The 14547-nt window shown below is 41.6% G+C and carries 16 protein-coding genes and 1 other annotated feature; all 16 genes read right to left on the bottom strand.

Annotation, left to right across the window (positions count from 1 at the left end; genetic code table 11):
• Positions 1-39: 39 nt before the first annotated feature.
• The gene (rplJ, locus tag PCY71_RS01310) at positions 40-540 is read right to left on the bottom strand and encodes a 50S ribosomal protein L10 (protein WP_002897628.1); all 501 of its coding nucleotides are present in this window, start codon (positions 538-540) and stop codon (positions 40-42) included.
• A 37-nt stretch (positions 541-577) separates the two neighbouring features.
• Positions 578-713, bottom strand: a sequence feature (ribosomal protein L10 leader region).
• Between the two features lie 90 nt (positions 714-803).
• Complete coding sequence (locus tag PCY71_RS01305; RefSeq protein WP_002909817.1) at positions 804-1460, bottom strand: hypothetical protein; 657 nt, start codon at positions 1458-1460, stop codon at positions 804-806.
• A 106-nt stretch (positions 1461-1566) separates the two neighbouring features.
• Complete coding sequence (locus tag PCY71_RS01300; protein WP_002906630.1) at positions 1567-1908, bottom strand: hypothetical protein; 342 nt, start codon at positions 1906-1908, stop codon at positions 1567-1569.
• A gap of 237 nt (positions 1909-2145) precedes the next feature.
• Positions 2146-2943, bottom strand: a complete 798-nt coding sequence (locus PCY71_RS01295; RefSeq protein WP_002909818.1) for a formate/nitrite transporter family protein — start codon at positions 2941-2943, stop codon at positions 2146-2148.
• 113 nt (positions 2944-3056) lie between these two features.
• Entirely contained in the window at positions 3057-4004 is a 948-nt protein-coding gene (gene mmuM, locus PCY71_RS01290; RefSeq protein WP_002909819.1) for a homocysteine S-methyltransferase, read from the bottom strand.
• A 64-nt stretch (positions 4005-4068) separates the two neighbouring features.
• Entirely contained in the window at positions 4069-4767 is a 699-nt protein-coding gene (locus PCY71_RS01285) for a glucosaminidase domain-containing protein (protein WP_002909820.1), read from the bottom strand.
• A 147-nt stretch (positions 4768-4914) separates the two neighbouring features.
• A complete protein-coding gene (yihA, locus tag PCY71_RS01280; RefSeq protein WP_002906637.1) occupies positions 4915-5502 on the bottom strand; it encodes a ribosome biogenesis GTP-binding protein YihA/YsxC in 588 nt (195 codons plus the stop codon).
• A 10-nt stretch (positions 5503-5512) separates the two neighbouring features.
• Positions 5513-6742, bottom strand: a complete 1230-nt coding sequence (gene clpX, locus PCY71_RS01275) for an ATP-dependent Clp protease ATP-binding subunit ClpX (protein WP_002895582.1) — start codon at positions 6740-6742, stop codon at positions 5513-5515.
• A gap of 224 nt (positions 6743-6966) precedes the next feature.
• Positions 6967-7479 (bottom strand): dihydrofolate reductase, encoded by a 513-nt coding sequence (locus tag PCY71_RS01270; protein ID WP_002909821.1) that lies wholly within the window; start codon positions 7477-7479, stop codon positions 6967-6969.
• Positions 7480-7603: 124 nt separating this feature from the next.
• The gene (locus PCY71_RS01265; protein ID WP_002909822.1) at positions 7604-8443 is read right to left on the bottom strand and encodes a thymidylate synthase; all 840 of its coding nucleotides are present in this window, start codon (positions 8441-8443) and stop codon (positions 7604-7606) included.
• 104 nt (positions 8444-8547) lie between these two features.
• A complete protein-coding gene (locus PCY71_RS01260; protein ID WP_002909823.1) occupies positions 8548-9507 on the bottom strand; it encodes an ROK family glucokinase in 960 nt (319 codons plus the stop codon).
• A 112-nt stretch (positions 9508-9619) separates the two neighbouring features.
• Complete coding sequence (locus tag PCY71_RS01255) at positions 9620-10030, bottom strand: GNAT family N-acetyltransferase (protein ID WP_002909824.1); 411 nt, start codon at positions 10028-10030, stop codon at positions 9620-9622.
• 71 nt (positions 10031-10101) lie between these two features.
• Positions 10102-10689 (bottom strand): hypothetical protein, encoded by a 588-nt coding sequence (locus tag PCY71_RS01250; RefSeq protein ID WP_002909825.1) that lies wholly within the window; start codon positions 10687-10689, stop codon positions 10102-10104.
• Complete coding sequence (locus tag PCY71_RS01245) at positions 10686-12554, bottom strand: ABC-F family ATP-binding cassette domain-containing protein (protein ID WP_048773314.1); 1869 nt, start codon at positions 12552-12554, stop codon at positions 10686-10688. Before PCY71_RS01245 ends, PCY71_RS01250 begins: the two co-directional genes overlap by 4 nt.
• The gene (locus PCY71_RS01240) at positions 12551-13750 is read right to left on the bottom strand and encodes a CCA tRNA nucleotidyltransferase (RefSeq protein WP_048773313.1); all 1200 of its coding nucleotides are present in this window, start codon (positions 13748-13750) and stop codon (positions 12551-12553) included. The genes PCY71_RS01245 and PCY71_RS01240 overlap by 4 nt, the downstream gene beginning before the upstream one ends.
• Positions 13747-14514 (bottom strand): 4-hydroxy-tetrahydrodipicolinate reductase, encoded by a 768-nt coding sequence (dapB, locus tag PCY71_RS01235; protein WP_002909828.1) that lies wholly within the window; start codon positions 14512-14514, stop codon positions 13747-13749. The genes PCY71_RS01240 and dapB overlap by 4 nt, the downstream gene beginning before the upstream one ends.
• Between the last annotated feature and the right edge of the window lie 33 nt (positions 14515-14547).

Here is a 14547-nt window from a genome sequence, read left to right as displayed (position 1 = left end):
ATATTTTTTCGTAGCTAGGCCACGCTGCGTAGCTTAAGATTAAGCTGCGTCTTCTTTGTTGTCTGCAACTGCTTTGACAGCAAGTGCAACGTTGCGAACTGGCGCTTGAAGTACAGAAAGGAGCATAGAAAGAAGTCCTTCGCGGTTTGGAAGAGTTGCAAGTGCAAGAATCTCTTCTTTTGATGCGACAGCGCCTTCAATTGCACCACCTTTGATTTCAAGTGCATCAGCGTTCTTAGCAAAGTCGTTCAAGATTTTCGCTGGAGCAACAACATCTTCGTTAGAAAATGCTACTGCAGATGGTCCAACAAAAACAGATGCCAGGTCTTCAAGTCCAGCTTTTTCAGCTGCACGACGCAAGATTGAGTTTTTGATAACTTTGTACTCGACTTCGCTTCCACGAAGCTCACGACGAAGAACGGTATCTTGCTCAACAGTCAAACCACGAGCGTCAACAACGACGATAGATGCAGCAGCTTTCATTTTCTCAGCAACTGCGTCAACCAGTTCCGCTTTTTTAGCAATAATAGCTTCACTCATTTAGTGTTTCACCTCCGTAATTATTTTGCTTGGGGAATTTTCCAAAAGAAAAACGCGCCCAAACCTAGACACGAAAGTACAATACGCTTCTTTTTACATGATACGTTTTGTCCTCGGTAGGATCTTTATGAGTCGAGCTCCCCTACTGTCTTAGGCAGTTTTTTCAAACCATTGATAATTATAGCAAAAGAAAAAAAAGATTGCAAGCTTTTTATACAATCTTTTTAAATTTAGTCATTATTTTCTGCAAATCGCTTACTTGACTAATATCTACTTCTTTCCCTTAGTCGAAAGTCGAAAGTTTCGAGTTCAATATAATCAAAGTTCTCTCTTATATAATCAAATAAGGCATCTTTATGAGCATTCTGATTCATTCCAATAAACTTTCGCAACTCATCTGTCCGGAGTTCAGATTCACTGCCATCAAGGTACCATGCAGAAAAATGAACTCGTCTTACCTCACGAAAACGGGAAAGACGAAAAACAGACGCCTTCATAAATGCACCTATCTTAGAACATTCTGGTAGGTAGACAATATCAAATGTCCTGTAACAAATGAGATGATCGCCATGAACCAAAACTTGCAAATCTTTGTCAAGGTAGTCCGCATCGTTGAGATAGTCCCAGCTATCTTCAAGCTCAGGGTAACAACCTCTCAATTCCTGAATATTGCTGTTTAACAGAAGATTATTTTTTATCATTCTATAGATAGACTCGACTAAACTCATATGGATCCAAATAAAGAAAAGAATAAACATAAAATTATCACGAATCATATCTAGCCAAAATGATAATCCTTCTTTTAATGTATAATAAATAAAACTACACGAATATAAACCAAAGAAGATAGCACTTATTACTGGACCAATCATCATCAAAATTCTAGCTCTAAGCGGCGAAAACTCAAATCTTTTTCCCACTTCCCACAGTTCCTCCTAAACTCAATTCTTTATCTCCTTTTATATCGCATTCCCCCTCTTGTGTATGTAACTTTGTTTATCATAGAAAAAATTTATTCCAGTAGTTTTATGGCATATTAGGAAAAGTCTTTTTAAGTAGACTTCTGCTTTCTTCATCTGCAGGCAGCCATCCATCTTTGAAAACACGATCTTTTATCCAAAAACGATTATAGAAAAAAGTCCAAAAGAAATTAAAGGCTGTTCCAGTTGGCTTTAACAAATCTTCTGGAATGAAAAGCACAGCAATAACAAGCAAAGCGCAGAAAGAACCTAAAATAATACCAAAGTATTTCCAGTCCTTTCGAAAAAGCGGGACAAAAAAACTAAATAGTAACGTTGTAATAGAGTAGGATGGTGACAAGGTTTTGACTTTTCTTCCATCTGGTGACTGAATAGTAATCTTATTCATAACATCTCCTTTTGATTACATAATATACCAAATTAATTTAACAAACTTCGATAATTCTGTCAACTGTTTTGCTTAGATATTAGAGATTGATAGGCAATGAACATTAAAAAAGAGACTAGAAAGTTAGTCAAAGATCGTACTAAAGAACTGAAAGGAATTTAAACTTGGTTTAAATTAGACCTTTAAAGTGTAAAATCCAAATATTTTTTCAAAAAAATACAGCCCCAAGGCTGCATTTTAATCTACGTAATGTTCTTCCTTTTTATTAAACCAAGCGTACGGCAAACCAATGAGTAGGCCACCACCGATGAGGTTACCGATAAAGGTTACGCCCCAGTGGCGTAGGATATTTCCAATACCAAAATTTTGCACTTCCGCTGCTGCTGAGCTGAATTTCACGATAGCAAAGGAAGCAAAGTTGGCTGCCAAGTGTTCGTTAGTCAGGAATACAAACATATAAATGGCTGATATAACTAAGAAGAGCTTAGCTGTACTATCCTTGACCAGAACGAAAGAAAGAATAGCAATATTAACAAAGATATTGGCTAAGACTCCCTCGAGCAAAATCAGCTCATTAGATCGAGCAAGCTTCATCTGCACAACACCAGAAATGAAACTATCTTTGCTAAGTCCCGCATAAGCAGCCGAGTTAGCAAAGAGCCAGCCGGCAATCAAGGCGCCAATCAGATTGAAAAAGGTACAATAAAGCAAAATCACCAAAGCTTTTTTCCAGTCAATCTTCTTCAAAAAGGTACCAGCAGTCAGAAACATCATGTTGGAAGTCACCAACTCTGCATTTAGAAAGACAATGTAAGCCAATCCCCAAGCAAAGATGAAAGGAAAGAGAAAACGCCCAGTTCCTGGAACAATCTTATTCGTCAAATCTGCCGCAATAGCTCCAGCACCAGTACTAAATGTTAGGAAAGCCCCAGCAAAGATGGAACGGACGGCGTACTTGGCCTTGCTTGTATCAAACAAAGCTTCTTTCTTGCGGCAAGCTGCTTCAATTTTAGGGATAAATGTCGATTCAGGCATAAAAAATTCTCCTATTAATTTAAACTATGTATAGTATATCACAAAGTTCTTGCTTTTGATAGCGTTTTCGAGAACCTTTTTAAATTTTCTAAAAAAGGATTGAAAATTTATTTTCAATCCTTTAATCCTTTTGCTAACTGAGCAATATCTTCTGGCCGTGTTCGGCAGCAACCACCAAAAAGACGCACTCCTTGATTTTGCCAAAGTTTACTATTTTCCAGCAAGCTCCGCTCCTGCTCTGGATCGTCGTGCCAAGTCTTGGTCAAGCCATTATAAGTTTCGCCAGAATTTGGATAGGTCAGAAAAGGTTTGTTGCACACTTGTCCAAGCCCATCTAATAGCGGAGCAATTAAATGTGGAGCTGTACAGTTAAAACCAACTGCCAAGACTTGTGAACTTTCTTGAGCCAAGTTTCCTAATTCCTCAATCTTAGTGCCATCTGATATGGCATTCTCCGACTGGGCAACAAAGGACAAATAGGCCTCAGCCTGCGGAAATTCCTCAGCTAAAAGTCGGAGGATTGCTGCCGCTTCTGCCCCATTTGGAATGGTTTCAATAGCCAATAAATCACAGCCTACTTCTAACAAAGCTTGAATACGCGGACGGTGAAACTCTTGGAATTCTCCCTCGCTCAGCTGGTAGTCTCCCGTATACTCCGAACCATCAGCTAAATATGCAGCATAAGGCCCTACCGAGCCTGCAATCAGAGGATAGGGTCGCTGCTTTTGCTCTTCTGGAGATAATTCTTGCCAGACATTTTCGATTGCCTTTTGTGCTAAGAAGACTGTCTCTTTCAAAAGATCATAAGCCTTTTCAGGAGCCAGTCCTGCCTCAATAAATGCTGGAATGCTGGCCTGATAACTGGACGTAGTGATGATGTCACTGCCAGCTCTCACATAGCTTTCATGCACATCTTGAATAATCTGAGGCTGGTCTAATAGGTATTGAGCGGACCAAAGCTTACCAGATACATCATAACCCCGGCTTTCCAACTCTGTACCTAAGGCTCCATCTAAAATAATAATTTCTTGCTTGTCAAGCAAATCTTTAAATTTTCCCATGAAATACTCCTAAAATCTACGATTAAACATAAAAAGAGGTCTCCCTCTTTTTTTGTTGTCTTTATTAAAATCTATTCGCCCAAGCAGTATCCACGTCCAAGATATCTTGAGTAGTGTATTGCTGACGATAGGGATTGTAAACGATATAGCCAGCACCAGACTCAGAGAGTGGCGAATCAAAGCGAGTCAAATCATATTTTTCAATAATATAATTCAATTTAGCATTATAGCTAGTATCTGTCGCATAGACACCGGTTAGGGCAGCTGTTGCATCCTGATAGGTTGGCGCATTGCTCTTCCATGCACCTGCAAAATGGCCTTGCTTGAGCACTGCAACATAGTCTTGCAGAGATTCTACATAGCTAGGATATGAACGGAAACTATCGTTGATGGTGTAGGCATTTCCCTCTCCATCATCTTCCCAAGTCTCCATATTAGCAGATTGGCCATCATAGTGACCTTTGATACCGAAAAGGTTATAATGAGGTTCACCTGACAGACCAGACTGTCCTGAGCCACTTTCTAAAATAGCCTGGGCAATCATAACAGAAGCATAAAGATCATTGTCCTGTCCCAACTGACGCGCTGGCTCACCGATTTGTGAGATGAAGTAGTCTGTTTGATTCATAGGTTGCTGGTCGCTATTATTGGCACTAGCAGGATTAATATGCTTTGCCAAGACGAAGCCAACAGCAATTGTTGTTGTCATGATGAATAAAGCTGAAAGGATTCTCTTACCTTTTTTTGAAATTCTCTTTTTCACAGCACTTCTCCTGAATAAGATATTAATGATACCATTGTAACATACTAAAGATTAAAAAACACTATTGATAATTTACAAGTATATGACATTTTTCGTTTTATTTCAAAAAATCCAACTCGTTTTTTGAGTTGGATTTAATTCGTATTATTAAATTTTTGACAAAATCGCGTCCCAAGAAGCATCTAAGCCATCCTTGGTGACTGAGGAAAAAAGAATGAAATCATCATTTCTGTCAAAGTCCAGCTTTTTCTTAATAGCTGACTCGTGCTTATTCCATTTTCCGCGAGGGATTTTATCAGCTTTGGTCGCTACTAGAATAACTGGAATGTCATAATATTTCAGAAATTCATACATTTGCACATCATCTGCGCTCGGATCATGACGAAGATCAACAAGGCTGACAACCGCTCTGAGATTTTCACGACTGGTCAGATACTCCTCAATCATCCGGCCCCATTTTTCACGCTCTTTTTTGGAAACACGGGCATAGCCGTAACCTGGCACATCGACAAAACGCAGTTTATCATCAATGTTGAAAAAGTTTAGCAGCTGAGTTTTCCCAGGTTTTCCAGAAGTTCGCGCTAAATTCTTACGATTGAGAAGTGTGTTGATGAAGCTGGACTTTCCAACGTTTGATCGGCCAGCTAAGGCAATCTCTGGAATATCATCTTGAGGGTAGTGCGATTTATTGGCTGCACTCAGCAAAATCTCAGCATTGTGTGTATTGATTTCCATAAGCACCTCGTTAGGCAGTTTCTAGAATAGGCTTATCTGTTCCATCTACTGCTTCTTTGGTAATGCGGACAAGCTTGACATTTTCCTGACTTGGAACTTCAAACATGACATCCATCATAGTTTCTTCAATGATTGATCGAAGTCCGCGTGCACCTGTTTTACGTTCAATCGCTTTATTGGCAATCTCCTGCAGAGCATCTTCGTCAAATTCAAGCTTAACATCATCATAAGATAGAAGCGCCTGATACTGCTTAATAAGGGCGTTTCTAGGCTCTTTCAAAATCCGAACCAAATCATCAACTGTTAGTTGCTCCAGAGCAGCAAAAACAGGCAAACGACCAATCAACTCTGGGATAATCCCGAACTTTTGGACGTCTTCTGAGATAATTTCCTGCATATAGGAACTATCTTCGTCGATTGCTCGGTTGTTCTGACCGAAACCAATGATTTTCTCACCCAGACGCTGTTTTACGATTTCTTCGATACCGTCAAAAGCACCGCCAACAATGAAGAGAATGTTCTTAGTATCAACCTGAATCATTTCCTGCTGCGGATGCTTGCGTCCACCTTGCGGCGGTACGCTAGCTACTGTTCCTTCGATAATCTTCAGCAGAGCTTGCTGAACTCCTTCACCCGAAACATCACGGGTGATAGAGACATTTTCGCCTTTCTTAGCAATCTTGTCAATCTCATCGACATAGATAATCCCGCGCTCAGCACGCTCGATATTAAAGTCAGCCGCCTGCAAAAGCTTGAGAAGGATATTTTCAACATCTTCTCCGACATAACCAGCTTCAGTCAGAGCTGTTGCGTCCGCAATGGCGAAAGGCACATTAAGACTGCGAGCCAGAGTCTGCGCCAAGAAGGTTTTACCAGATCCGGTTGGGCCAATCATCAAAATATTTGACTTTTGCAGTTCCACATCTTCTTCTTCACGGCTGTCGTGGTAGTTAATACGCTTGTAGTGATTATAGACCGCTACTGCTAAGGCACGCTTAGCTCGGTCTTGCCCGATAACATAGTGGTTCAAGATATTCAGCAGCTCCTGAGGTTTTGGTACCTCAGATAGATCTGCCAGCACTTCCTCAGCTAGCTCTTCACGGATGATCTCCTGTGCCAGTTCCACACATTCATTACAGATAAAGGCATTGTTACCAGCAATAATCTTCTGCACCTCATCTTGATTCTTCCCACAGAAAGAACAAAAAACCATCATATCATCATTACGACTTGTAGGCATTGTTTACTCCAATTCTAAAATTCTAAATCTATTTATTTTCTTTCATACATGTTAAAAAAGTGTCATATAAAATGCATGAATGGAATTTACCAGATTTGTAAAAGCATTCAGCAAAAATAAAGCTGCCAGTCCAAACCGCTTTTTCCGAAAGGTTTGAACGGCACAAATAAGACAAATGACACATAAAAAGGCCGTAAAAAAACCAAAAATACTACGTTCCATTCTTACGAGTCCTTCCTTTGGTATCTTTTTATAGTGAAATCATAAGGATTCTTTTCATCTTTGGCATGAAATTCACTGCTAACTTCCTGATAAGGAGCCCAGTCAAATGTCTCAGGGAAATAGGTATCTCCTTCAAGTTTAGCAGCAATCTGAGTCTGAATCAATTCTTCCAAATACGGCTCAAAAGCTCTGATAATCTGCGCTCCGCCAATAATATACAAGTTTCTATCCTGCTTGTGGTACCAATCCAAGACATCTTCCACATCGCTGAACAGCAAGACATTTTCATTGTCAACTTGATAGTTCTTGTCCTTGCTCAAAATCAGGCTGATTCGATTTGGCAAAACGCGACGCTGCAGACCATCAAAGGTCACTCGGCCCATCAAAATAGCATGTCCAGTAGTCGTTGCCTTAAAATGCTGCAATTCTGCCGGGAGATGCCAAGGCATGACCTTGTCTTTTCCAATCAGACCATCCTCTGCCTGAGCCCAAATGGCAATAATCTTCTTTGTCATCCTTTTATCCTTTGTATTAGTAACTCTATTCTATCAAATTTGCTGTAAAAAGGCATGTTTAAAGTATGATTCAAGCAGAACTTTTGCAGAGGTTGGCCGTTTTCGCATACACTTATCAAAATCGTTAAATAGCCAAATCAAACTTCAGCTGAGGCTTAACGGGATCATAGTCTAATAACTCAAAATCCTCTGCTTTGATATCAAAGAAATTGGTCCCATCCGGCACATTTAACACGAGCCTAGGGTGACAGTCGCTAGGTTCCCGACGCAATAGCTCCTCCGCCTGCTCGAACTGATTGTCATAGATGTGCAAGTTATTGATAAAGTAAAAGAACTTGCCGACCTTCCAGCCGAAATGCTTGGCAATCATCATCTGCAGAGCCACATACTGCATAGCATTGATGTGGTGAGCAACTAACATATCATTTGAGCGCTGAGTCAGAGTCGCATCCAGATAAATGTCTCCATCTACACGCCGAACGTCAAACATGGTTTGAAAAGCGCATGGAAGCAGGCCGTCACTCTCTTCAAAAGCTTCATAATCCCAGAGAGAGATAATATTACGACGGTTCCAAGGATTGGCTTCCAACTGTTGGAGAATTTTATGGATAATATTATGCTTCTTGACCACAGCTCCGTAGCGCTGCCCGATAGTACACGTATCGCCAACTTCCCAGTCATTCCAATAGTGAACATTATACTTGTCGTTGAGCAGTTCCAGGCTATTGGACTGGTCTTGATAGATCCAAAGAACTTCCTTGATGGCAGATTTGATGGCAATAGGGCGCAGAGTCGTGATTGGGAATTCTCCCTTGCTCAAATCGTATTCCGCAAAAGAACCAGTGATATATTTGGAATTAGCCACATTTCCATCTTTGTAGCGCGGACGGGCATTTTCAGAAAAAACACCCTGCTCCATAATTTTTTTAATATTCTCTTTGAAAATCGTATCTGCTAGCGTCATGATTTCTCCTTCGTTCAGTGAGCTTTTTCTAGTATAGCAAATTTTCTATAAAAATTCTCCTACAGACCATTCTGCAGGAGAACAAATAAAGCATACTTGTAGAATTATTGTAATACCAATGAAGCTGCCCCGATAACGCCAGCATCATTTCCAAGAGTAGCCAAGGCCAACTTGGTTGAAGTACGAACCTGCGGGAAGCTATTCTCTTCATAAACCTTGCGAACGCCATCAAGTAAGAAATCACCTGCAGCTGACACACCACCACCAATAACAATTGTAGATGGATTGAGAATAGAGCCTATATTGGCACAGGCAATTCCTAGATAGCGCGCGAAATTGCGATACACAATCAGAGCCAGCTCATCGCCCTCTTTCGCTAAGTCAAAGACAACCTTTGCATTAACATCTTCACCGTTGTCAATCAGTTTTTTCAGCTCAGCATCACCAGCATATTCATCAGCATAGCGACGAGTCAGATTAACAATACCAGTCGCGGATGCAACAGTCTCTAGGCAGCCTTTCTTGCCACAGGTACACAGAATTGGCTGATCGAAGTCAACAGTGATGTGGCCCAACTCTCCTGCTGCTCCAGCAAGTCCATGCAAGAGCTTGCCTTCGGCAACAATTCCTCCGCCAACACCTGTACCTAGTGTCATGAAGACTACATCAGGCTGGTTTTCTCCAGCCCCCATCCAACGCTCGCCCAAAGCAGCAACGTTTGCGTCATTGTCGATATAGAAAGGAATCCCAGTCGCTTTTTCAATCTTATCCTTGACTGGCTGCAGCGTCTTCCAATTGAGGTTGTAAGCACCAATAACAGTGCCCTTTTCTCGGTCAACAACTCCTGGCGATCCCATACCAATTCCGATAAAATCCTCTGCTGAAAGCTGAAGCAAGTCCAAACGATGCAGGATTGACTCAATCATATCCTCTACGATGTGGCTACCTTCGTCCAAAACATTGGTTTTAATGGACCATTTTTCCTGAATTTCGCCCTCTGAAGTCAAAATAGCAAACTTAATAGATGTTCCACCAAGGTCAATTCCGATTATTTTTTTCGACATGATGTTCTCCTCTGTGTTTTATTTATCATCATTATATCAGATTTTTTCAATAAGGAAAAGGTTTGCATAAAGAAAAATGAAAATCGAATTCTTCTTTATTCCCAAAGTAAACTCACAAGTCTTTTGTATAATAATATCTTTCACCAGTATAGGGGTATTCTTTCAACGCGAACACTTCTGTATAGCCGTGCTTTTTATAAAAATCTGGGGCTTGAAACCGATACGTATCCACAAATGAATATTTGCATTTTCTTTCTCTGGCTTCTTGTTCAGCCCTACACAGTATTTTTGAGCCTATGCCTTGCCCTCGTAAATCCTCACTCACATACAAATATTCAATCTCCAGCCAATTACCAAAAGTTTCGGCCGCCATACCAGCCAGCAGATTTCCTTGTTCGTCTTCTACATAGATGTTAAGAGACTCACTTTTGGAGGGCTCCCTCTTAGAGTGATTGTAGGCCCTGATTAAGTTCCCCAATTCTTGTGACTTCTTTGAGTTGGTATTTTCTAATCTTAGTTTCATAGATGCCTCCGTTCCATCTCTAAAGGTTTTAGATTTACAATTTATGAAACTGTTCGGACTATATCTTCACCTTAAATATCCTTCTGACTTGCTCGCCATTGATTATGGTAATCCATCATCGTTTCATAAATATATTTTGGTTTCTCTTTTTTCAGTAACATAAGAGTAATTTCTAACGGTTCAGGAATACCAAACTTGTATTTTTTGTTCTTTCTAGAAGCAAGCCTACTTCTCTTCAAAACTGCAGGATCCACTGAATGAAAACAAATCGTCAAAATATGACTCTTATTGAATAATTGATATTTTGCATAATGTCGAATACGTTCAATTCTATAGTTTATCCTCTGGATTTCTTCCCAACTATAAAACGAAACTTCTCTAAAAAGAAGGGGGTTAAAGTAAAACCCCTGTTCCGTTAGACGAAGAAAACGTTTATCTCTAAACAAAAAAATCCATACTAAAATAGAGAGAAAATCAAAAACAATTGTACCTATCACTAAAAACATTTTTTCAATCACGGAAATATTGGAGTCGAATAATAGGTATCCATTTTTAGATGGTAATACAAGAACTGCAGTCATAAAGACAGCAAAAGCGCTCGCCAATATAGCTAAAATGAATATTTTCAACCTGCTCTGACTAAACACTATTTCTTTCATCCGTCTAACCCACTTAGGTATTCATAGCGCTCGTATTTTTCCAGCAGCTTGTCATTCTGCTCATCCAATTCTTGCTGGAGTTGAGACAGGCGAGCAAAGTCAGATCCATTCTCCTGCATAGCCGCTTCAATCTCAGAAATCCGCTCCTCAAGCGCCTCGATATCGGCCTCAATAGACTCCCACTCCTGCTTTTCAAAGTAGGTCATGCGCTTTTTCTCCTCGCGCACCTTGGTAGATTTTTCCTTTTCAGTCTTTTGAGAAATAGCAGAGCGTTCTGCCAGAAAGGCTTTTTCGTCTAAGTAATCTGTATAATTTCCGAAAAATTCTCTGATCACTCCATCCTCAAAAGCCAAAATCTTGCTGGCTACCTTGTCCAGGAAATAACGGTCATGGCTGACTGTAATAACTGGCCCGGAAAACCCTTGCAGAAAGTTCTCCAGTACCGTCAGAGTTGCAATATCCAAATCATTGGTTGGCTCGTCAAGAAGCAAGACATTCGGCTTTTCCAAAAGAAGCTTGAGCAGATAAAGGCGCTTTTTCTCTCCGCCAGATAGCTTTTCAATCAAAGTCCCATGAGTAGAACGAGGGAAGAGAAATTGCTCTAAGAGCTCTGCAATGGAAGTCGTTCCACTGCCAATCTTGACCTCCTCAGCCACTTCTTGCAGATAATTGATGACTCGCTTAGACTCATCCAAGCCCTCAATCTGTTGAGAGAAATAAGCCACTCGAACTGTCTCTCCGATAATGAGCTGACCAGCCTGAGGCTGAAGTTTACCGGCAATCAGATTGAGCAAGGTCGACTTACCAACACCGTTATCTCCGACAATCCCAATTCGGTCCTTGTTCTGGATTAAAAGACTAAATTGAGAGAGAATAAGCTTTTGGTCATAAGCAAAGTCTACATTTTGAAACTCGATAACCTTCTTACCGATACGGCTGGTTTCAAAGTTCATTTCCAGATTGCTGTCAGTCGTCTGGTCTGCCAAATCTTTCTTGAGGTCATGAAAACGATTGATCCGAGCCTGTTGCTTGGTTGCCCGAGCCTGAGGCTGCCGTCGCATCCAGGACAACTCCTGCTTGTATAGCTGCTGCTTCTTATGAAGCAAGGCCGCATCTCGCTCATCCTGATCTGCCTTGAGACGGACATAATCTTGATAATTTCCCTGGTATTCAATCAAGCGACCGCCATCCAGCTCAAAAATCCGTGTCGAAATATTATCCAAGAAATAGCGATCATGGGTGATGAAAAGCACGGTCTTCTTTGAATTTTTCAAGAAATGCGTCAGCCATTCAATGGTATCAATATCTAGGTGGTTGGTCGGCTCGTCCAGTAAGAGCAAATCTGCATCACCTAAGAGAACCTGAGCCAGCTGAACTCGGCGACGAAGGCCTCCTGATAGCTGACCAACCTTAAGTGACAGATTAGTCAGACCAAGCTTGGACAGAACCGTCTTGACCTGACTTTCGATTTCCCAAGCATGGAGCGAGTCCATCTCGGTCATAACCGCTTCTAGCCTAGACTGTTGACTTTCATCATAAGCCGTCAGGAGCAGCTCGTACTCTCGAATCAACTGCATTTCCCTTAAATCACTAGACAAGACAGTGTCAAGCACCGTCTGCTCCTCATCGAAATCAGGCTCCTGAGTCAGATAAGCAATCTTATAGCCCGTCTTAGCAGAAAAAGGGCTGACATCTCCGTCAAAGCCCGACTTGCCCGACAACACATCCAGCAGCGTTGTCTTGCCTGTTCCATTGACACCAATCAGACCAATCCGGTCTAGGTCATGAATGATAAAGGAAATATCCCGAAAAACAGTCTTATCTCCTACTGATTTGGTTAGCTTGTCAACGATAAAATCGCTCATTTTTTCTCCTTGATATAGGCGTAAATAGCCTCTAAGTCATTAGGCAAGTGGCCATCTACAATAGCATATTCCAACTCTTTCAAAATTTGGCCGAGTTTTGGTCCTGGCTTAAAATCAAACTCCCGCATCAGCATGCCACCATTGACTACCATTTCCTGCTTATTATGAATAGTTAAACTGGCATCAAGATTCCGAATGGCAGAGAAATCCACTGCCAAACCTTGCGCCTGTCGAAGCTCCTCTGCTTGTTGCAATAAGTCAATATCATAGTCATAGCAGTCTCGCTTGGTCAAGTCTCGTTCTGAGCGAATGGCCGCAATCTCAACCAAGTCTTCTACTTTCTTGGCAAATTCACGAGAAGTCTTCCATTTTTTTAGAAAGTCTTTAACATTTTGCACATCCAAAGCCAGTAAAAGTGCTGCCCAAGCCTGCTCAGATGCTGAAAAGCGAAAATCTGAAGCCAAGTCAAAGAGCCTTTCTAACTTAGCTCTGCTCCCCTTCAAATCTGGCAAAAATTCTATGGCACCGCTTGTCAAGAGTGCTTCTAAGCCCTTGCGCCAAAACGGAGCAAGCAAGAGCTTGTCAAACTCGATAAAAATTCGTTCGACTGAAATTTTTTCCAGCAAGGGAGCACAATCCTTCATAGCCGAGAAAGTATCTTGCTCCAGGTCAAAATCCAAGGCAGCCTGAAAACGAAAGCCCCGCATGATACGGAGAGCATCTTCATTAAAACGCTCTGCTGCCGTTCCAACTGCCCGCAAAATCCGATTTTCCAAGTCATCCAAGCCTTGGAAAAGATCGATGACTTGACCGTTTTCATCCAAAGCTAGGGCGTTGATGGTGAAATCGCGCCGCTTGAGATCTTCTTCCAAAGAACGCACAAAAGAAACCTTGCTGGGCCTGCGGTAGTCCACATAGACATCCTCAGTCCGGAAAGTCGTCACTTCATATTCACGGTTATTTTCCAGAACCAAGACGGTTCCATGCTCAATCCCCACATCAACCGTACGGTCAAAGATACGCTTGGTTTCCTCAGGATAGCTGGAGCTAGCGATATCCACATCGTGAATAGGTCGCTGCAAAAGGGCATCTCGAACAGAACCCCCAACGAAATAAGCTTCAAAGCCAGCCGCTTTTATCTTCTCTAATACTGGCAAAGCCTCCTGAAATTCAGAAGGCAGAGTTTCTAATCTCATAGTAAATGTTCCAATCCATAGACTAATTCTGAGCGTTTGACAATTTCTTTAATGGCAAGATTAACTCCTGTCATAAAGGAAGCGCGGTCATAGGAATCATGCCGCAGCGTCAATCCCTCTCCCTGGCTGCCAAAGATTACTTCTTGGTGGGCAACCAGACCTGGCAAGCGAACCGAATGGATACGCATGCCATCGAAATCGGCTCCGCGGGCGCCAACTATAGACTCTTCCTCATCAGCAGCTCCCTGCTGCTTGCTTGGTCTGACTTGGCTGATGAGCTCAGCTGTCTTGATAGCTGTTCCACTCGGTGCATCTTTTTTCTGGTCATGGTGCAGCTCAATGATTTCTACATTTGGGAAATACTTGGCTGCTTGAGCTGCGAACTGCATCAGCAAAACAGCCCCCAAGGCAAAGTTTGGTGCAATCAATCCACCTAGCTTCTTTTCCCTAGACAGTGTGATCAACTCTTGCAACTGCTCTGAAGTAAAACCTGTCGTTCCGACCACTGGGCAAAATCCCTGCTCCAGAGCAAAACGAGTATTGTCATAAGCTACTTTAGGGGTTGTAAAATCAACCCAGACATGGGCTTCCAGTCCAGCCAATTCTTCCTTGGCATTGAAGACAGGAACACCGGCCACTTCTTTTTCATTTGTAAAAGGATCCAGCAGCCCAACTAATTCTAGTTCAGGATCTTCTGTCACCATTTTATAGGCTGCTTGGCCCATTTTCCCCTTAAAACCAGCAATAATAACTTTGATACTCATGTTTTTCCTCCTTACAGAGACAAGCTCAGACTT

Source organism: Streptococcus sp. SN3, from assembly GCF_030439905.1.
The sequence above is the reverse complement of the archived record's forward strand: the minus strand, read 5'-3'. Positions and strand labels throughout refer to the sequence as shown.